Annotated in this window: 13 protein-coding genes; all 13 read right to left on the bottom strand. The window is 32.4% G+C overall.

What is annotated here, in order from left to right:
• On the bottom strand, positions 1-1,710 hold the full coding sequence (locus tag OIU80_RS06030) for a hypothetical protein (protein WP_264286145.1): 1,710 nt from the start codon (positions 1,708-1,710) through the stop codon (positions 1-3).
• On the bottom strand, positions 1,710-3,050 hold the full coding sequence (locus tag OIU80_RS06025; RefSeq protein ID WP_264286144.1) for a PKD domain-containing protein: 1,341 nt from the start codon (positions 3,048-3,050) through the stop codon (positions 1,710-1,712). The genes OIU80_RS06030 and OIU80_RS06025 overlap by 1 nt, the downstream gene beginning before the upstream one ends.
• Before the next feature lie 78 nt (positions 3,051-3,128).
• Positions 3,129-4,460: an IPT/TIG domain-containing protein gene (locus OIU80_RS06020; protein ID WP_264286143.1), complete on the bottom strand. Its 1,332-nt coding sequence runs from the start codon at positions 4,458-4,460 to the stop codon at positions 3,129-3,131.
• 64 nt (positions 4,461-4,524) lie between these two features.
• Positions 4,525-4,962, bottom strand: a complete 438-nt coding sequence (locus OIU80_RS06015) for an SMI1/KNR4 family protein (RefSeq protein WP_264286142.1) — start codon at positions 4,960-4,962, stop codon at positions 4,525-4,527.
• A 320-nt stretch (positions 4,963-5,282) separates the two neighbouring features.
• Entirely contained in the window at positions 5,283-5,615 is a 333-nt protein-coding gene (locus OIU80_RS06010; protein WP_264286141.1) for a hypothetical protein, read from the bottom strand.
• Between the two features lie 211 nt (positions 5,616-5,826).
• Positions 5,827-6,195: an SMI1/KNR4 family protein gene (locus OIU80_RS06005; RefSeq protein ID WP_404827359.1), complete on the bottom strand. Its 369-nt coding sequence runs from the start codon at positions 6,193-6,195 to the stop codon at positions 5,827-5,829.
• Positions 6,196-6,362: 167 nt separating this feature from the next.
• Positions 6,363-7,013, bottom strand: a complete 651-nt coding sequence (locus OIU80_RS06000; RefSeq protein WP_264286140.1) for a hypothetical protein — start codon at positions 7,011-7,013, stop codon at positions 6,363-6,365.
• 2 nt (positions 7,014-7,015) lie between these two features.
• On the bottom strand, positions 7,016-10,735 hold the full coding sequence (locus OIU80_RS05995) for an AHH domain-containing protein (RefSeq protein ID WP_264286139.1): 3,720 nt from the start codon (positions 10,733-10,735) through the stop codon (positions 7,016-7,018).
• A 2-nt stretch (positions 10,736-10,737) separates the two neighbouring features.
• Positions 10,738-16,041 carry a T9SS type A sorting domain-containing protein gene (locus tag OIU80_RS05990; protein WP_264286138.1) on the bottom strand — a complete coding sequence of 1,768 codons (5,304 nt, stop codon included), beginning with the start codon at positions 16,039-16,041 and terminating at the stop codon, positions 10,738-10,740.
• 4 nt (positions 16,042-16,045) lie between these two features.
• Positions 16,046-18,112 (bottom strand): fibronectin type III domain-containing protein, encoded by a 2,067-nt coding sequence (locus tag OIU80_RS05985; RefSeq protein ID WP_264286137.1) that lies wholly within the window; start codon positions 18,110-18,112, stop codon positions 16,046-16,048.
• Positions 18,113-18,587: 475 nt separating this feature from the next.
• Positions 18,588-19,346, bottom strand: coding sequence for a hypothetical protein (locus OIU80_RS05980; RefSeq protein WP_264286136.1), 759 nt, complete (start codon positions 19,344-19,346; stop codon positions 18,588-18,590).
• Between the two features lie 281 nt (positions 19,347-19,627).
• On the bottom strand, positions 19,628-20,341 hold the full coding sequence (locus OIU80_RS05975) for a YebC/PmpR family DNA-binding transcriptional regulator (protein WP_264286135.1): 714 nt from the start codon (positions 20,339-20,341) through the stop codon (positions 19,628-19,630).
• A 271-nt stretch (positions 20,342-20,612) separates the two neighbouring features.
• The gene (locus OIU80_RS05970; RefSeq protein ID WP_264286134.1) at positions 20,613-22,643 is read right to left on the bottom strand and encodes a S41 family peptidase; all 2,031 of its coding nucleotides are present in this window, start codon (positions 22,641-22,643) and stop codon (positions 20,613-20,615) included.
• Between the last annotated feature and the right edge of the window lie 17 nt (positions 22,644-22,660).

Genomic DNA, 22,660 nt, shown 5'->3' with positions numbered 1-22,660 from the left:
TCAGAAACTATAATTATAATTTAAATTCATTAGAATATCATTGTTATTCGGGGCGTTTGTGGAGTTCCTAAACATAGATATGGCGCTTAATGAAAAAATATGCTTTTTCATTAAGGTATAACTGTTATTAAGTTTGACGCCAAATACAGAACTTGAATTCGTTGGGCTTTGGGTATTGTTGTATAACAAACCGAAATTGGCAATCATTTTTTCTTTTAGTACTTTTTTAGAAACCCCTACAGAAGCTCCCATGGATGAATTATCAAATTGCCCAACAGTATTGTTAGTGTAATTCAACGAACTATTCAATGCGAATTTTGTGGACATAAAATTTATAGAATGTGCCAAATTGTAATTCTGAACCAAACTAGCCTGTCCTTTTCTTATTATTCCATCTTGCTCATTGGCTTGGCCTGCAACACTATAATTGAAATTTAAGTTTTGGTTTCTCTTTTTTCCAAAAGCATAGGACATATTAAGATTGGCGTTTTGGGACAATTGCCTGTAATTTAAAGTGTCGGCTGCTACCACATTAGGATTGTTGATCAAATCAAACTGATCTAATTTTCTATTGGTGTAAGTAGAAAAATTAGAATAACTACCAGTGAAATTAATCTGATCAGTTATCTTGTAATTCATGTTTATAGAACCTACTATTCTTTTTGTATTTTGTTTTTTCTGATTCACTAAATCATCTCTTTGATACCCAAGACTAGCAGCTACGTTAATATTATCTTTATAAAAAGGACGTGAGAAACGAAGTGCAATATTCTCCAAATCATTTGTAAAATACAAAGCTCCTAAAGTATTGTAATTAGGGTCAATGCGTTCGTATGTTAACCCTATCTTGCTTTTTTGTATGGCATAATCAAAACTAACATTAACCGCATTTAGAAAACTGGTATTTTCTTTGGCAGAAAAAAGTTTATCTCTATAATTTCCACTAGAAATGCTTTTAGCTCTTGTGTCATCTGTAAGTACGGATAGGGCATACTCCACATTAAAATTTAGGTTTTTCACCAATGAAGTATTGAAAGTAAAACTATTGACCCAGTTTTCTTTTGGAGTAACTCCTTTGTCTATATAATCGGCGTTTAATGAACTGTAATTATCTTTGGCATAAAAACCAATCCAGCCTATTTTATATCTTTCTTTTTCGTACCCTATTTTTGTACCATATCCCATACGTTGATATACAGGAATACCATCTAATCCTTCAGTTTCACTAACAGCTTTTAAGAGTTGTCCTCCCATTACGCTTATTTTAAATGGACCTCTTGGAGTAAGTTCTAATCCAACACCTCTAAATGGAAATCCATTTAAAGTGTAAGGGGAGAATGTCATAGTTACATTTCCTATATAGGCTTTCACCCATTTGTATTTTGGCATTAGGCAAAAACGATTGAAATCAAAAGGAGCTGTATACCCCAAGTCTTTCCCTTGGTTGGTAATGCTATAAAATATTGGCATCGTAAAATTGAACGCACTCACATTTAGGTTCCCCGAAAGTACATAAGTAAATGGTTCACGAGAACTATTTGTATTTGAACCATAAAAGATAGTATTAGCACTAACCCCTCCAGTAACCTTAAAATTAGGTTTGTAAAAACTCTCTAAATCTACCTCTTGTGAATATCCATTACTACTTATTAGTAATAAAATAAAAATAATCAGTATCCCAAATAAATTATTCTTCTTGACTACTTCCATTATTGCTTTTGTACTTTTATATCACATAAAATATAAGAATTGGCTCCATTTTTGACCATATTCTTAATCTTAATAGCTCCCTTGCGACCATCTTGTGTCTTGAATAATACTACTTTAGGATAGGTAAATCCAAATTCTTGCGCGCCACCAGCACTATAGATTATATTCATAGCTTGTAGCGGAACGTCATTTGTCATTGCATCAAATTGTGTTTCGGTAAAATTCAACCCACAGTTGCATCCCCCTTGTGAATTGATGAAAATGGTTTTCTGTGCGTTGTTTAAGGACAGAAATCCATAATTACTAACCTGATCGGGAGAGATAAACTTATTATATGTAAAGTTGCTGTTCAGACCTTGAAAAGCAATATCTATTAAACTACTGTTTTGATTGTTGACCTCACCTGCCTTATATACCTGTCTTGTTATTGTAGAGAACATGGCTCCGACATTGTTAGAATGTGCTGAATTTATGCCAATCTTTATATCGTTTAGTACTCTTAGATTGGTGTCTGGATCAACTGTAATAGTGCTAGAAAAAGATTGACTGACCTTACCGTTAGATGCTACGAGTGTAACCAAATGTTGTCCTGGATTAGAAAATGTGATCACTGGATTTTCGGCTGTTGAGGTGGCTGGATTACCTCCCTGAAAAGTCCAATTGTACTGCATAGCACTTGCAGATTGGTTTTTGAAATTAATAGTGACTGGAGATTGGTAATCGTCATCCTCAAAATTAGGAGTATAAGTAAACGAAGAAATCAAATGAGGAGCGACCGTTACTGTTTGCGTCTCAGTTTGGTTTTCAAATCCGTTAGAAACTGTTAGGCTGATTGTATGATCTCCCGGTTCCGTGAAAATAACATTAGGAGGTGTTTTTCCTGAGAAATTGGCAGGTATTCCACCTTGGAAATCCCACTTAAAAATAAGTCCCTCACCAGGTGTGGTATTGGTTATTGCAACCTCTAGTGGAGAATAATTACTTGTTACAATTTGATGCGAAAACTGAATTGTTATTCCTTCTTTTATGACAACTGTTTTGCTGATTTTTTTGCTTTCACCATCTACATTGGTCATGGTTACCGTTATGGTATACGTTCCTTGGTTAGCGTACAAAACTTCTCCAGGATTTTTGTCCTTAGAAGTGCTTGGATTACCACCTTCAAATTCCCAGTGGTAGGTGTCTGCTCCAGTGATTTTACTGTCAATTTTTATGATAACAGGAACCGATTGATCCCCACTTACATAAGAAGTTGTAAAATCTCCTTCAATAGCAATGAACGTTTCTTTATAACAAGAAGTAATTATCAATAAGAGTAATAAAAGTAAAGTTTTCTTCATTAAATTGTATTTTTGAACACTACATCTGTGAAAAGATGTAGTGTTTTTTAATCTGATTTTTTTGTAATTATCTGCTAATTACAAATAGCGTTTGATTATCTTATCTGTAGAAAATGCCCAAACGACATTGTTTTTATAAGAGATATTACGAATAGGTTGGTCGTGAGTGTAATCAAGTACCCAAGTACTAGCACCATCTGTAGTTTTATAAATTTTATTATCTAGGATTGCCCAACCTGTGTTTGCATCTTTAAAAGTAAATTTCGTAAATTTTTCTCCGTTGTAAACTTGCGACCAAGAGTCACCTCCATTAGTGGTTTTAAATAATTTAACATCTAATAAAGTACTTAAATATTTATCGACTAAAAGAAAGCCATTTTCTGAATCAGCAAAGCAAATTTCTCTGGCGTAATAACCTGAATTTTCCTTTACAAAAGGATACTCTTTCCAACCATCTGCGGTATTGTTTTTGAATAAGATAAAAGGGCGGTTTCCAGAAAATCCATTTGCATCTTTTATATTTTTATATCCAATAGCCCAAATATGATCATTATCAAGTTCTGTTGAGTTAAAGATGTTGATTTCATTAGAATTTTGTACCTCGATCTCATAAATTTTATTAAAATCAATTCCATTTACTGTTGTAAAAACAACGCCTCTTTGTGTAATTATTGTTCCATCTTTCATATTGGAATCCACATACATACTATAAGAAGTAGCTACAGAATTACTTCCAAAATTCCCAAATTCATCAATACCAAGATATCCACCTACTGCTATTTTAGAAATTCCAAAACCAGTATGACACCATCCTTCATCATTTATAGTTGCATGAAATCCAGCACCAAAACCATTATTGGCCCAATCTGTCCAAGTAATACCTCCATCTAAAGTTCTAGAGAGACGTGAACCACTTTGGGTGTAGTATAAAATTTTATCACTTAACATTTGTATGCGTGGAATTTTTGAATCATTCTTTCTATCAAGTGGAATGGTAAACCAACCCGTAGTTGATGGAATTGGTAAAATACCAATGTTGCCATTATATGTGTTTTTTACATCATTAATTACTGTTCTGTTTACAATTGTTAGAACTAATGTTGGTACTAGTTTTTCTGTAGATGGTAGTGTAAATGATATCTCGCTGACAGTAGACGAAAGTATTGTTGCAGGCGTACCATCAAAAGTTATTTTCATATCGCTTACTTTATCTGTAAAATTCTCTCCTTTCACGGTTATTGTTTCTCCCGTAGTTCCATAGTCTTTGGAGTAAGAGTTAATTTTTGCAGTCTTAACGATTTCTACAACAGGTGGTGTTACTGTAGTAGATTTATCTTCAGAATCTGAGCTGCAATTAGTAAACAATAGCGAAAGTTGTAATAGAACGATCAGGGCAATTTTTTTTTTCATTTTTCTTTAATTTTAAGATTTAATTCTTGTGGTATTTAAGTTTTAATCTAGAATGTATTTTGTTTTATTGTTTTAAGTCGTTACCATTTATGTCCATTAACATTTTCTCTCTAATGTATTCTCTGAAAGTCATTTTCGTATAATAAAATTGTTCCGAATCATGCCAGAATTCTATGACCTCATCATTATTTTTAGATAAATCAAAACCAGCAAAATCTCCACTGAAATTGTCACCAAAGAATTTGATCCCCTCTTTTATATTATAGATGTCATCCAAATCGATGTCCTTGAAATCAAATAAATAAGATTGTACCTTGAATTGACATTCTCGAATACTTCCGGCACCTATTTCTGACAAATAAAACAAATAATCTTCAGGGATATTTGAATATTCTTCTTTAAGCTTATTCAAATGGGGACTTGTAACCATTTGTTTTGTATTTGAAACGTCGTCTGATTTTTCATGCTTACTGAGAAAATCTTTTTCAGTTTTAAAATTCATATTGCATTTTTTTGTAATGTTTAAGTTCTATCTTATTCATAATCATCTCTAAACATCTTCTTGATTGAAAATTACCTTAAGTCAGTTATAACTTTTTTATCAATTATTTCTGAGCCATTGTTGAGAAAAAATGCGTCTTGGTAATTTGCCATTTCCAAAAAATATTTTGAAATCATTTATTGTTGGAATTCTTACATATCTAGCCGTAATTTAATTTATTATTAATTAAGGAGGGGGGAATTCCTACTTTATTATCTATGATTAATTAGATTTGAGAAAACTATTTTTTAAAAAAAGAGATACTCGAAAAGTAACATCATCTATATGACAGAATTTTTAAATTCTAACGTTTTATATGCAATAAGGATTTCATTTTTGTTATGATAATCTTTTATATCCCGACTTATTAATAAAAAGTTATAGTCGTCCGGGTCTTTGTCCATTTTTTTTAGCTCATGAGTAATTCCTAGTGTACTATTGCTTGAAATAAAAGTAACAATATGACCGACTATGCCTAAATCAAAAATAATTGCACAGTCATAAAATTTAAGAACAAAATCTCTTTCAAAAGAAATTGTTAGAGTCTTCTCAATGAAATTGTAGTAAGTTCCTATAACTCTTTTATCTAATATTTTTTCTATTGTATTCATCATTGTCCTAATATATTTAATTCCTTTTAGTCCTATTTCCTGAGTATCTAAAACTTTTCCCGCCTCATGAAAAATTACATTTTTGATACCACGAGTTATTTCTCATTAGTAATTGAAGTTCTAATTCGGTTACGAAACCCTGACTTGTTAAGATTTCATTATGAATCATTCCTCTATTTACTGCTATTTGAATAACATTCTTTTTTTGTATAATTTAAAAAACGTTTTTTGAATTGTATAAAAATGCTATTCCTAAATCTTCTCTAAAGAACTCTACAAATGACTTGTTTGTATCAAAAACTTCTCCTGAAACATGATCAATTTCAACAACTGTTGGATTAGATTTGGATAAATCGAAACCAATAAAATCTCCTCCAAAACTATTTCCAAACAAAACAATGTTTTCATCAACGACATAATCATTTTCCAACCCAATTTCATAAAAATCAAATACAAAATTTTTAATTTCATATTGAGAATTCTTAAACTGTCCTCCTTCAATTTCTTTAAGAAAATCTATGAATTCCTCAGGAATATTATCCCTAAATTTTTTTATCTCTAAAACTTCTTTTTCAGAAACAATATCTCTATTGTCCTCTAATAGATTATTTTTTTTTCAAATAATCTATTTCTTTTTTATATCTCATAAACCTTTATTTAAATAATTCTCTTGCGGGTGAACCTGCCCCATGTATTCCTCCTTGATGTTTGCCTGGGAATTTAGCTGGATGCATGTTCCTTAAGTACTTCTTAACATTTAATAATATCAGATGGAGTAGCAAGAAAACCTGTAATGTTATTTTTATTTAAAGAGTCCATTAAAATTTCAGAGATAAAACTTCCACTTCCAATAATATTATTTGTCATAATATCATACTTTGGAAAATTATTATCTAAAAACAGCTCTTTTAATCGAATACTTTTTTCAAAGTCTAAATTGGAATTGATTTTTTCAAAATTTTCTTTATTGCCAACAGATACGGCATCTAAAACATTGAAATTAAATTTATGATAAATCTCTATTGTTGATTTTTTTAAATCAATAAAATTGAATAAATCATCATAAAAATTAAACCAGAAATAATCCAATAAATAATCCTCTCGAACTATTTTAATGGGATAGAATTTATGTGGAGGCAGGTGAAAATTTGAAGCAATATTCTTAAATTTTTCACTAACAAGAAATCCAAAATACGGATTATATGTTGCCAGTAAATCTGTCATTTTTGCATCCTTGTTAAATTGTAATCCCAAATAAGGGATTTCCTCTGGTATTTCTCCATAATTAATTCTTTTCGGAGAAAATGGAGAACCAAAAAGATTATTTTCTGTATTTGATACCTGAGGGTAATAACCTATAACGTCTAGGTCATTAGACGTTGTCAAATTGAAATATTTCATAATTAATAACCTATTACGTTTGCATTTTTATTTACTATTTGTTTAAAATATTGATTCAAGTTCAATTCGGTGTTTTTGGCATTTGTAATGTAAGTCTTTAATTCAGGGATTAATTCTTTTTGTAAAAATACATTAGCTTCATTAGGAGTCAGATTTGGGTGACTAGATGCATATTTAGTTAATCGATCTTTTATATAAGCATCGTATGCTGGATGATTACCATGCATACCTTCTCCTACTAGTTTAGTATATTTTTCTAATCCAATACCATTTTCAACTAAATTAGGATGAAATCCATCTAAGGCAGCCAATTGTACAATTTCATGACCTTCACATATTTTCCAGGGCATTATATGATGAGCTTCGATGTTATCAGTAGTTCCTAAAATTTTTGCTAAATCACTTCTGTCCCCAAAAGTAATTTTATTACCTACTCTCTCCCATTTCAATTTGAAGCTTTTAGTCCCCCATTCAATAGTATTTAGTACAACATTTTTTCCTTTGGCAAATTCTCCAGCAATATCAAAATGTTTAAGACTTTGAATAACACCTTTAACGGTTTTAATTTTACCTACTAAGTCATCTGCCAACTCAGGTAGTTTTGTAATAAGTGTACCGCCTACTATGACACTTTTTACAGAAGTTACGACACCTCTAGAGTATAAATGGCCTCTTCTACCATCATCAGTTTGGCTTTTTGCCATCTCTGCCCATTCATCATTAGTATTCCCACTTAGGATTTGAACAAAAATTGGTATTACTCCAGAAGGATCATCTTTTACTTCATCTTTTAACTTAACAAGTCCTGTATACATCTCAGTCCTCGTTTTCTCATCTGTAGATAAATCATAAACCATTGAACAAAGGCTTGTAATATCTGTCACAACTGTTGCTCCGCTTTCTACAGTTCCTGTTACAAGTCCAGGTGCATGAATAGTTGCACTGTTTTCGGTACTAGCTAAATAAGTTGGTTCTTCTACTAAAGCAGTTTGGAGGAAGGTATTTAAAAGCCCAATTCCTTCGGATGAAATTTTAAAAAACGATGCATTATTATCTAACGCTATTTTCTTTCCATCAGCAAAAACTTCATTGTCTTTATTCAAATTCACACCTGCTTTTGCGGGTGTTAAATCTGCTTGGTTAACTTTGTACTTTTGAAAAAAGGCATTTCCTTGATTTTCAATATGTGCTGAAAGATATTTAAGATTAGCTGTTTTACCATTTGTTACAGCCAGATTATTTCTAATTCCTACAGCCTGATATTGAAATATTCCATCCTTGCTTTGAGCTACCCTAATTTTGACATCAACCGTTCCATCCGTCCATTTTCCATTTCTAATGTCCTCATCAGTTAAAGGATTCTTAACTAATTCTACTTCACCTTTTCCGTTTAGTTTATAAACTTTTCCACCTTTAATGAATTCAATGCCTTGATTGTTTCTTGAGCTTTTGCTTATTTCTTTTAAGACTCCAGCAATAAGTTTTGGTTCATAATCAGAGTAATAACATTTCTCAAGTTCTTTGCTAACATCTAAAAGCATTTTGTTATCTACGACATATTTACCACCACAAACTTCTTTACTGAAAGGATAAATGACCTCGCAGGAAACGAGTTCGTTGTTAATACCAATAACAGCCAATATATCCTGTTTATTATTAAAAGCTGTTTTTGTTGCCTCAACCAAATCAGCAATTTCTGGAGTAGCTTTTATCGTTTTGTCAGCAGCTGATAAGTTATCCGTTAAAACACTTATTTCTTTACCTTCTTTTAGTGATGCTATTAAGCAGACATATGCTTTTTTGTAGTAGGAAAAAGTACGTATACCTCCACTTGAGCCATCAAAACCTCCTAATTTTTCTGTTTTTTGTTCTTCACATTGTTTGCACTTTATAAAAGCATCTGTGTCTAGATTTTTTAAAATGGCGACTAAATTTTTTAAACCGTCTTCAGTTTCCTTAATGCTTTTTACAATATTATCTATAGTCGCTACCTCTTTTTTTGCTTCTGGAAAATCTTCAAGAGTTGGTGGTCTTGCTTTATCATTTGAAACTAAAAATGTATTCCCCGATGTTTTAGTTATCTCGTCTTTTATATTTTGCGGAAGATTACCTCTTTCAACAAGTAATTGTGTGTTTTTGTCAATAGTCTCAGCATATTCTGTCCAGTTTTTATTGATCTCTTCTAGATTATCAATTTTGTCTTTGCTTAGTATATCTTTAAGACCATCTATTGCATTAGATAAACTATCTATTAAATCGGTTATATCATTAACAATGTCTTTCGGATCAACAATGTTCTTTTCTGTAGGGTCATAGCTAGTTTCTACAATTCCACCAATTAACTGATAATCGGTATTAATGAAAATGTTATCAAAAGTTACCGCAATTTTTGTTTCTCCAAGATATGGTACTATTATATAACCTTTTCCTGAGTAAGGGCTTTTGCCTCTTAGCTCCACAATTTTCACAGGAAAGTCTCCTGCTGTAAAGGTTTCGCTCTCAATAAGATTGGTAATAGGGTTTTGGTTTTTTATCGATATGTTCGGTGTAATTCCACAATTGTAGGCAGGTACTCCATTGGTTTGAGTAGGTGTTGTAAAAGTATTGATACTAGAATATGTAAACGATTGTATTCCATCCATCACAGGGTCACAACTGGAACCAACTCTAAATTCATAGGTAACACCAGGTTCTAGATTACTAAGTAAACTCTGGGTATTAAGGCTATTTGCTGAGAACCATCGGGCATTGGTAACGCCTTGTTTTTTATATTGTATTTGGTATCGGGTATGTTGAGGAACACCTTGCCAGGTTATTCTAACATTTTGCGGTCCTTGTGCTTCACTTAAAGGAAAGGTCGGAGCTAAACATTGTCCAGTATATTTAAATGAGAATATCTCACTATATCCATCATTTTTAAATACTGCATTTTCAGATAGTCCCGTTGTAGAAATAGCCTTTACTCTCCAAGCATAGCGCATACCAGGAGTAAGAGTAGGCATAGCCAGATTGTACAACAAAGCAGTACCAAATAGCGTTTCTTCGTGTAAAAGCGGCACCATCATAAACCCAAACTGCGGGTCTATATTAGGATCTGTAATTTGTTTCAGTTCATATTTATATGAAACATTCGTTGCATTTATTTGGCGTGGTGTCCAAGTAAACAGAATATTTGGGAACTCGGTTGCTGCAATTTGCTCGTTACGTTGCGGGGTATTAAGTAGGGGAGGGTCGTTTAGGATTAAATACAAACTGGCACAGCTCTTTTGAGAAATTTTTTGATTGGTAATAAAATCATACATTTCAAAGCAAAAACTATACATTCCTTCAGGCAACGGATTTGCATATTGCAAAGCTGTAATGCCTTGCATATTTTCCAGTCTGAAAAGAGCCGAAATATCGATATTTGTCAGTGTTTGTAATTCACCTCCATTAATAAAAATTGGTCTTTGTCCTTGTACATAATCGCTAGTTTGTATGTTGATACCATTACCTTGTATATACAATTTTAAGCGCACTTGTCTTTGTGATATAGAAATATCTGTAGGATGAATTAGCAACTGCATCTTTGTTTCCATGCTAGTGGCATAATCGGATATCTTGACACTATACGGACTATTAAAAATAGGGGTTAGTTGTACAGGGTACAACTGAGCACTACCATCTAAACTCCAAAGTAAAAATGCAAGAAATAGGAATATATTTTTAAAAAGTTTTTTCATTTTTAGTTGATGATAATTTTTTTAACAAGGGTTTGTTGAGCCGTTTCCAATACAATGACATAAATTCCAGCAGCTAGTTTTACATTAAAATCGATGCTATAGCTTTTCTTACCAGATTCCTTTTTTTGAATCAGTGAATATTGTCCGTTATATGAGAACAATCTCAGATTAACAGGCCCAATATCTTCCATATTGATAATTGTTTTAAAATTACCATCGCTAGGATTTGGAGTTACGATAAAGTCGGTAATGAATTTGGAGTTTTTAGTATCTACATTCGGTAAAGTACTTCGTTGTTCTACTGTAATGTTTTTAGAGTACATGGCATAACAATCACCTTGTGTTTGTTTCAAACCTATAGTATAAGTTCCAATGGCATTAAATTTCAAAGTGATGAATTTTTCTTTTTTATCAACAATTGCAACACCATTAGGAATCATCCATTTTGTGTTTTCTCCAAAAGGTTCTGATGTATTTACTAGAATAACTTCTTCATCTAAGTAAGCTTGAGAACTAAGTAAGAACTCCGAACCAATAGCTACTTTATTAGTAGTGATTTCAATTGAGTCTTCTCCAATACATCCTAAAGACGAAGTCACTTTTACATGATAGGTTCCTGCTTTGGTTACATTAACTGTAGGGGAATTAGATTTAAATCCATTAGTAGCAGTCCAGCTGTATTGTGCATTTAGATCAGCAATAGACGCATCTAAATCTAAGCTTTGTTCATTGCATAAAGTTCTGTCTGGGCCTATATTTACAATAATAGGGTCAGGGGCTTTTAATGTAAAACTCTTTTTGTATACACAACAATATGGACAGGTAACGGTAACTTCATAATTACCCGCTACAAGATTATCAATGTCTTTGGTTGTTGCTCCAGTATTCCAGTGGTATTGATATGGCAAATTTCCTCCAGTTACATCCAGATTAATAGAACCATCATTACCTTGAAAACAGGTTGGGTTTTTGATTGTTTCTGTAGTAAACACACCATTTGGATCACCTACGAAGACACTACCTTGTATAATACAACCTTTGGCATCGGTTACAATTACAAAATAATTATTGGATGTTAAATTCTCTATTCTTGTAGTAGTAGCCTCATTGGTCCACTGGTAGGTATAAGGAGCTGTTCCTCCTGTAACGATAGCTTCGGCCCATCCATCATTTCCTGTAGTACAGCCAACATCGAGTTTTGTAAATGTCAACCCTAATTTTGATGGCTCAGGCATAAATTGTGTAACATCAATTTCCTTAGTCAATATATTATTTACATAAGTTCCCAGTTTTGTACCGTTGGCATCTTCAATATTTAAAGCATAGGTACCATGCGAAATATTCTCAGCTGTTTCATCTTGGTCATTCCATAACATCCAACTTCCATCAGCAAGTTGTTTTTTCCAGGTATAAAAATAAGGCAATCCATTATTTTTATCAGCGGCTAATGGTATTCCACCAGTTACATGAGCGATAAGAATTCCGTCTTGTGATTCGTCACGTTGCCCATCAGCTGGATTTATATCCGATTCATTTCCAAAAGTATTGGATACATTACAAGAGATTGTACGTTGTACTTCGAAAGTTACAACTAGTGGGGCTGGTTGTTCAAGTGTAGTACTTGAGTTTATGACTGTGCAACCAATTTTATTTGTGGCTGGATTATAATTTGCATCACGAACGGTTAATGTATAGGTGTCTTCAGGAAGATCAGTTAAGGTAATGGTATAAATTCCATTGTTAAATTGTACTGTAGTTGTCGTTTGAGTAATTCCTTTGCTGTTTTTCCATTGGTACCAATAGGTATTATCAGGGAAAATTGTTCCGCCTTTAACCTCTACTACAATTCTTCCGTTGGTAGCTTTATAAAAGCTAGGATTTGTAATCTCGGTATAATCTAACGTAATTGGCTCAAGAGGTTCTCCTATTTTGATACTTCTTTGAGTAGTACATCCTTTTGCATCAATGATTTTAACTAAATAAGCACCTACACTTAAAATAGTATTTTCGGAAATAGTTTCTCCATTAGACCATTCGTAGTCGTATGGAGCAGTTCCTCCAGTTACATTGGCTGTTGCCCAACCATCATTTCCGCCTTTACAAAAAACATCTCCTTTAGTAAATGTTACCATTAGTTTTGGTGGTTCTTGCATAAATTGGGTCGCATCTATTGGAGTTACCAATGTATTGTTTGCGTAAGTTCCCAACATGATTCCGTTTCTGTCTTTTACATTCAACGCATAATTTCCATGCGAAAGATTTTCGGCAGTTTCATCATTTTCATTCCAAGTAATCCAAGTCCCATCTGCTTGTTGCTTTTTCCAATAAAAATAGTAAGATAATCCATTATTAGCAGTAGGAGTAAGCGGTGTTCCACCTTTCACATGTGCGATTAGGATTCCGTCTTGCGATTCGTCTCTTTGACCATCACTTGGAGTGGTATCTTTATCATTTCCAAACTCATTGCTCGCATTACATGAAATGGTTTGTTTGATTTCGAATGTTACTACAAGTGGATCTGGTTCGCTTAATGAAACTTTGGAATTTATGATAGAACAATTCATTACTTGATTTGTAATCGTATTGTAGTTTTTATCCCAAACCGTTAAAAAATAATCATCAGCAGGAATGCCATCCAGAGTAATGGTGTAAGTACCGTTAATGAGTTGACCAGTTGCTGTTTGGATATCTCCTTTTTTGTTGGTCCATTTGTAGAAGTATGCCTCACCAGTTGTATTTGGGGTTCCTCCAGTTATTTCTGCCACAATTTTACCATTGGTAGCTCCATGAAAAGTAGGGCTGATTGTTTCATTTTCTTTATATTTTAAAGCAACGGCAGTTTGTGGTTCTTCTATTGTAATTTTTCCTTGTATGATACATCCTTTACTATCTGTAACTGTCACAGAATAAGTCCCCAGATTTAATCCTGTCAGTTTGTTTTTATCAATGATGCCATCTTCTACATTATACCAGTCGTATGTATATGAACCATCAGTTTTTGGGGTTCCACCACTAACTTTTGCAGTAGCCCACCCGTTATTTCCTGAGTGACAAGAAACATTTCCGGACTCAAATGTTAGTTCTAATTTAGTAGGTTCTACGAGTTGCTCAATGGCGGGATTGGCTGTTTCCAGCGCATTATTGACATAAGTACCCTGAGTTATTCCATTTTTATCAATTACATTTAAAGAGTAGCTTCCTTTTGAAAGGTTCTCAGCTTTTATTCCTGTTGCATTATTTAAGACTTCCCATTGATTGGATATAGTATTTAGTTTAGACCAGATATATTGATAGGGTAAACCTCCATTTTCGATTCCTTTATAGGGAACTCCACCTTCAACATCTGCAACTAATGTAGCATCTTGTGATTCATCTCGTTGTCCATCTTGAGGATTAAAATCATCATCATTTCCGAACTGGTTTGTGCTATTACATGAAATAGATCTCTCAACTTTTATTTTCACAACAAGTGCATCAGGTTCGCCTAGCGTTATGCTTAGGGTTGGCACGAGATTACAACCAGTTTTATTCGTTGCAGTAGCATAATTATAATTACTATCCTGAACATTTAAAGTATAAGTTCCCGCTGGAATATTATTTAATGTAATAGCATAAGTACCATTACTAAATTGAGTAGTACTTTTATTTGAATCTATTTCGTTACCTCGATTGTCTTTCCATTGAAAGGTATAAGAGCTGCCTTTAATTGGTGTTCCACCTGTAACAGAAACTGTAATTTTTCCATTAGAACCACCTTTGAAAGTGGGTTCTGTTGATGATTTACTAAGGAAAGTTACTGGAGTTGTTGGTTGTGTAATTGTAGTTGGTATTGACTTCTCACGTCCTAACATGATTTCTTCTGCTACTATAGATTGAATTTTAGCAACACATGAATTTCCATCTCTTACTTTTACATTATAAACAATTGATGTACCTGAGACAGGATATAAACCGTAAACAATTTGGGTATTGCTTTTAGGATTATCGAAAGGAATCCAATTAGCACCATCATCGGTGGAGTATTGATATCCTTCTTTAATCCCACCAGAGGCTGTTATAGTTATTGTTCCATCTTTACCACCATTACAAGATACATTTGTAAATGATAAAGAAAAATCTACAGGAGTTGGCTTTTCTATTGAGAATGTGGTAGGGACAGGACTAATAGTTTGAGTATTAGAACCATCATAAAACCCTATTAATTGAAAGACGTAGATACCCTTAATTAAATTTGAAATTACAAATGTATTATTTGCATCCATAGTAACATTACCGGATATTGTAGATGTATTATTCACTAGCAAAGAATAATTTAACTCCTCTCCTTTTAATAAAGGCTTGTTAAATGTAAGTTTTACAGATCCATCCTTTTCATCATAACAACTCACATCTGTTGGAACCTTAGAAATTACTTTAGGAGCTGATTTTAAATAAACGAATGAAATAGGATTCGAGTTAAGACTTTGATATTCTGCTTGTAGCTTAGGGGTGTAAGTTGCATTGTAAATGTTTGTCGTGTTTCTGTAACATGCTGATTTACAGGAATTTTGAAAAATACCGCATTTACTAAGACATACTTGGGTTTGTGAATAAGCTTCTCTATTAGCATACCCTTTGGCTTGTTCCTCACCAGCACTACAATTCATGTTTAACCAAACATTAACAGTCTCTCCAAAATCTCCTTCTTCTAAAAAATCTCCGCCTTTAATATTTAGAACAGAACTATGATTAAAAGCTGCAGGTATATCTTTTGCAGGTCCATTGCCTACTCTAAACTTCCAATTATAATGATTTGTAGTAAGGTTGTCTGGCAATGCAATTTTTAAGGTTGCTGTTTCGTCTAGGTATAAAGCTTTAGCAGACTCATTAATTACAACACTAGGTTTGGATGTAACAGTTAACCGAAATAAAGAGCTTCCTGCGTTAGCTTGGTAGGAAGAAAAGCAAGTATTAGTTATTTTAACATTATCATAATTATTATTTGGACCACCGTCACAATTACCAAACCCATTTTTCCATCTTACAACCTTATAAAATTCTAAGTTTACAATGGGGTTATTTTTGGTGTAGATAGACTCATAGTCTACATTTTCAAAAAGTTTTCTTCCATTAAATATAAAAAAAGTGCTACCATCACGTCGAGTCGCCTTTATATGTTTTAATCCATCAATATCACCACATCCATTGCCATCCCGACCTTGATATCCTATAATATTTAATTTGTAATTAGCATCACCAGTTAAATCAATCTGAGCAAAACTAAAAGCAGAAACCAATAAAAATAATAATAAGTAAAATTTTTTCATAAGCTTAATATAGTATAGATAGGGTTTCTACTTTTGCAGGACTATTGCTTTGTAGTGTTGGACTAAAATGGTATTCGTATTCGGTGTTTATTTTTAAATCACGATCCTCTAGAGTGAGTACATTACCTAAAAGATCTTTCCATAAGGTAGGAGCTTCACCTTTTTTATTCTTATAGATACTCAGTCCTACTACTTTATCTTTGTTCTTTATGTAATCCCAAGTCAGTGTGATTTTTTTATTTTCTCTGTCAGGTAATCCTTGAGAGAAAATTATCATTTTTACAGGAGTAAAATCAAGTACTGTTACCGTAATGGTAGAATGGTCTATAGATGACCAAAGATTGCTTTTATCTTTAGCAAGAATAGCATATTGATACATTTTTCTGTTTTCTACTCTTGAATCAACAAACTCTTGTATAGTGTCATTTATCTGTTTGATTTCTTCCCATTTCATCTGTCCTTTCTCTCTTCTTCTCAGACTATAAGCAATAACATCATCGCTATAACTACGAATCCATTTTAGGTATACTTTTCCGTCTTTAGTATCATAATCTTTAAAAATTGGAGCTGCAGGTGGGATTTTATCAGGTTTTTCCAGAACAAGTATGTCTGATGGTTCCGAAATATTAAATCTTTTGTCTTCAGCAGCAATTCGGTAGTAGACTTTATTGTTAAGCATCTTCATGCTCACATTATCTACAAACTCATTGCCTACATATGATTTATGATAAATATCCACAAACTCTTCATCTTTGCTATTGGCTTTTAAGATTCTATAGCCTAATAAATCTTTTTCTAGATTTGCTTTCCATTTTAAGTGAACTACTCCTAAACTATCAATTGTACCTTCTAACCCAATTGGTTTGTTTGGAGCAATGGAATCGATAGGTTGTATAAGCATACTTTGGGAAGTCAATCGTTGATTGTTCTTACCAACAGCTGTAATAGTGAAATAATTAGATGGATAAGGGGTTTCTAACTCTCGTTTTCTCTCAGTAATAGGTAGTAGCCCTTTTGAAACTACTTTATAAGGACCTCTATCATTTTCGGCTAAATTAATTTCAAATCCCTGAATTGTTCCTTCTTCTTCTGGAGGGAATTCCCATTCTAGAGTTGCTGTATTTAAATTGGTAATACGATAGTCAAGTAGTCGGGCAGGAACGGTTAATGCTGGTACTCCTTTTGTATTGATAGGTTTGGTGACTTCTCCCTTTTCTCCAAATGAGCTAATACCATAAAGTCGGTAATAAAATGTTTTGTCATTAACGCTTAGTGTATCGATATGGTACATGGTTTTAGATGGATGGTCATCTTTGTCGTTCATGTTAACCAATGGAGTAGTAGCTATTGGAGCATAAGTAGTTCCATCTGATGACCTTTCAACCATAAAAGATGAATATATATTTTTGAAAGTTTGATAATCCCAAGAAAGCAGTACTTTTTTATCATCAGGTACAGCTATAAAATCTGTAGGTGCAGGTAAAGCTCCATAATCTTTCAGACCAATCATATAAGAAGCAGACTTTATCTTTGGTGTTTCAAAAACAACTACTTGATAAGCATATACCTCGTTTGCTTTAACATTGTTATCTACAAAGCCCCAACCTGCTTTTAGTGCGCCTTCAAAACTCATGTCCGCTGCGTACAATCCAAAAGTGTAACGTTGATTAAGTTCTTCGGACATACTTACTATCTTGGCTAGTTCACCTTCTTTTGCACCAGTGACTTCAAAGCTTTCGCCATAGATAGATTGCGCAATTATAGCTGCATAGTTGTCTTTTTGAGCCAAATCCATCCAAGAGTCAAGAACCTCTGGCAATAGCGGAGTTGGTGTTAATATTTTTTTTTCTGGTTTAGGGATTATTTTACCATCTCTTAGAACAGTAAAACGAGTAAGTGTAAAACCTTTTTTATGTGCTTTTTTCCATTCACTAGGTGTGCTTATTGCCCAACGAATCAATATTCTATCTTTTTGAGCTCTGGCATTTACCATTAGAGCTGCGTTTTTACTTTGGGAATAACCTAATGAGCACGAAATAAGTAGTAATAAAAGTAATTTTATCTTCAACATTCTATAGATTTATTTAAAAATCTACAAAACTAGCTTTTTAATATTTAATTAATAATATTTTTACACTAAAAATCTTCCGAAATAAAGGGTTTTTACAGCCTTTAGATAGGGAGATTTTGATTCTAGGATAAGCAAAGTAGTTGAATACAATTTTACATTTTAAGTCTATTATTTATTTAATAAAATAAATTTTTAAGATTAAGCAAATTGGCTATTTTTTTAATAGTAAGAAATAAACAAATCTGGAGCATACAAAACATTTAAATTTGATGCACTAATTTTCAAACTATTCAAGGAGTATAGGAAGTTTTTGCAGAAGAATAAAAAAAATTATTGAAAAAGAAAAGACGCTGTCCAGAAAGTAATTTTCGGACAGCGTCTTTTATAAAGTGGTGTTAAATAGTATATGTACTAATAATAAGTATATTCAAAATGTTTTATCAACACTTATCTGCCTTTTTATTTATAACTTTATTTAATAAAAAAACTGAGATGTTTCAGTAAACGTTGAAGTCCCGGCTTGATAGGTTACTACTTTCTCTGTAGGGTAATTGTTTACGTCATACTTGTATGTGTAAGTTGTTGTATTTATGTAAGTATTGTCTCCAGATTTATAAGTACTAGTTTCCTTAATTAGATTATTAATGTTCGAATCTTCATCGAGTAACAAATTATGATTTAAAACATTTCTTAAAGGATCGTTTTTAGTATCATATTCATATGTTATTACTCTTTCCGAGCCATAATAAGATTTCTCATCTTTTACTAAATTTCCATTATTAAATGTAAATTTTCCAATAGTACCTCCCTCAGTCTCTAAACCAGTTACCGCATTTATTCTAAATTCCTCGTAAGAAACTGTAGCATCTGCATTATGAGTGTATTTAGTTTTGTAAAAAGTTATAGCATCAGTTTGTTTCTCTATACAAGCAACAAGTTTACCATTAGTATAACTGTACTCAGTAGTAATATCAAGTGCGCCATCTTCATCGATTTCTTCAATTTTTGTAATTAGGTTTCCTGTATATATATATTTATAAACAGAACCGTCTTGGGCTTTAATGCTAATTATTTTATTACCATCATATGTAATATCTGAAGTTGAGGAAGTTCCGTCATCCCCTATATAAACTATTTTTTGTAATAAAATCGGTGATGATTCATTATCATCATTTGAAGAACAAGAAGCTAGTACTAAACTCATAGCACTAAATAAGCATAAAATTTTTTTCATAAAATTGTGATTTATTAATTTCTTCAAAAGTATAATAAAATTCCTATATAAAAAAATATAAATATGTTGTTTTGTAGTTTTTGTAGTTCAATATTGTATTTATATGTAAGTGGTTATTTTTCAAAGATAAAATTGAAAGAAAAATCAATTACTATGACTATGTGTTTGGGAAGTTATTCTATGAAGGATGATTTAGACAAACTTTTTTAATTTTAGTTCATTATCATAACAAAAAAAAACTCCAGATTGCTCTGGAGTTTAGTTTATAATATAAAGAAAAATTATTCTTCTTTCATCGTATGATATACGTTCATAACGTCATCATCCTCTTCAATTTTTTCGATAAGTTTTTCTACATCGGCAATTTGAGCTTCAGTAAGTTCTTTTGTGATTTGTGGAATACGCTCAAAACCAGAAGATAAAATCTCAATACCTCTATTTTCAAGTTCTTTTTGTAGCGCTCCAAAGCTTCCAAAAGGAGCATAGATTAAGATACCATCTTCATCTTCAAAAACCTCTTCAGCACCAAAATCGATTAATTCCAATTCTAATTCCTCAGGATCAAGATCACCTTTAGGGATTCGGAAATTACAAGTATGGTCAAACATAAAATCAACAGAACCTTGTGTACCCATAGTTCCGTTGCATTTATTAAAATAACTACGAATGTTGGCTACTGTACGGTTATTATTATCTGATGCAGTTTCTATTAATATAGCAATTCCGTGAGGAGCATAACCTTCAAATAAAATTTCTTTATAGTTGGCAGTATCTTTATTGCTGGCATTTTTTATTGCGCGCTCAACATTGTCTTTCGGCATGTTGGCAGCTTTTGCATTTTGTATAACAGCTCTAAGTCTAGAATTGGCATCTGGATTAGGACCACCTTCTTTAACAGCCATTACAATATCTTTACCAATACGGGTAAATGTTTTGGCCATTGCTGACCAACGCTTCATTTTTCTACCTTTTCTAAATTCAAACGCTCTTCCCATTGCTGATTTTTTATTTTGAGTTGCAAAAATACAGTTATTAGTTATTTTATAAAAACAAACACTATGTTTTTTTTGGTGAAATGTAAATAGGTGACAGTTAAACTGTAAATTGAGATTATATACTACATGGTAAGTAGTTTACAGACTTAGTATCTAGAACTAATTTATAGTTCAGCAGTGACTAAGTAATTCTAGTAAAAAAGGCAGTGTATTGTTAGAATCTAACCGTAAAGTTTAGACTGAAACTGAAACTGAATACTGCAATTAACCATTACCTAGCAGCATTAAAATCATTAATAATATTTACTGCTTCGTTTAAGTAAGGATTAGTTTTAAGATTATCAATTTGATATTGATTCATGGTTTTTTCAGTAGGATGAATTCCCAAAAGGAATCGGTTTACTGTCGAGTTGTATACATCCAGCGGGTCATTTTTAGTGTTATAAGAAGTGATTTCTTCCCATAAACGATTTCTTGTTTTTTTCTGTTCAAAAACAGATTCTAAAGTCATTGGAATCTCAGTTCGAGGAGTGTTAACCAGTTGATCTATTTTTTTGTTTATTGTAATTATATTATTAAAATAATCACTGGCTGCCACTCTGATGCTGCTATCATCGGCAAGTCTATTTATTAAACTTCTTTTTACGTAAGGTCTAAATTTTGGGATAGGAATAATAGAATCATTTTTAATAGCAGTTGGAAAATTTTTCTCTTTTGCTATAATATTTTCATAAAATTCAGGAAGAACTACATCGGGAGTTATACCTATATATTGATGACTTTTTCCTGTTATTCGGTAAAATTTATTAATTGTTATTTTTAGAAAATCAGTATTTTTATTCTCATCTAATGATTGTATGGTTTGCATAGTTGCTTTTCCTAATGTATTGCTCCCTAATAGTAAAGCACGATTGTAATCTTGCATAATCGATGCAAAAAACTCGCTCGCCGATGCCGTATTACCATTAACTAGAACAACAACAATGCCTTTGTAGAGCATTCCTTTGTAAGGATCATTAATAACCGACTGTTCGTTTTTGTTATCTACAACAATCGAGATAGGGCCGTTATCGATAAACATTCCGGCTAGTTTTATAGCCTCTTCCATTGATCCTCCACCATTATCGATTAAATCAATAACAAGACCTTTGATGTTATCTTTCTGTAATTTTATAATTTCTTTAGCAGTATCATCAGCACAGCCTTTCCCGCTATTGCCTTCCAAATCGGCATAAAAGCTAGGGATTTTTATATAACCAATCTTACTTTCTTTGCCTATTATGAAGCTAAAAACAGAGTTTTCTTCATCTTTCATGATTTGTTTTTCGATGTAAACATCAAAACTTTTTCCAGAATTTCTTTTAAGGGTAAGCGTAATACTTTTGTTCGATTCAGATAAAATCATAGTCGAAATAGATTCAAGAGTAGCACATGAAACTTTTAAAGTTTCTTTTTGGTTAGATATAGAGATAATTTGGTCTCCTTTTTTTATTTGACCAGTTTGAAACGCAGGCCCATTTGGATCTAATTCAGCAACAATAATTTCGTTTTTCTCATTTAGGTTTACGTTTAATCCCAATGATAGGTGTTCTTTAGATAAAGAAGCGACAAAACTAGATTTAGAGTCATTGCTAAAATAGGCAGTATGGGGATCAAAGTAAGTACAGAAATAATCATATAGCTTTTCCTGTGGTTTTTTCCCAGTTTGCAAAAGTGTATTAACTCGACATATTTCATTATCAAGGACAGCCTTTTTATGAGTAGCTTCAAGATATTTAAAATTTGCTTTAAGCGAATCCAGATTAGTGCTCACCTCAGCTATTTCATCCAAGATCTCGTAGCGCATTTTTTTGCGCCATACTTTCTCAACTTCGTTTTCCTTCATATATACAGGAAAAGATTTTTTATAGAACCGAATTGTATCTTTTGAAGAATAATCGATAGGTTCAGTTAAAATTTTCTCCAAAGCCGTTTTATTCCGTATGAGACCATTTCGATATTTAGAAACAATATCATTTAAGAAAGTACAATCTTTTTTTAAAATAAGATTGTCAATATTCAGACGATATTTTTTGGCAAGGGCATCATATTCTGATTTCAGGAAAATATTTCGAGAAGGGTCAAGATCATCGATCAAGTTATCAAAAACAAAAACCGATAGACTATCATCTACCGGTTTAGGTTGAATATGTTCGCTTTGAATAAGCGTATTTATTTTGGTTACTATTTCACATGTAGAGTCACTATTTTGACCAAACAGAGAGAAACCAACAAGTAGAAATACTAATGAAAATTTTTTCATAAATCGAATATCAACAT

Origin of the sequence: Flavobacterium frigoritolerans, assembly GCF_025847275.1 — a bacterium.
GTDB lineage: Bacteria > Bacteroidota > Bacteroidia > Flavobacteriales > Flavobacteriaceae > Flavobacterium > Flavobacterium frigoritolerans.
This window is presented reverse-complemented; position numbering and strand designations above follow the sequence as displayed.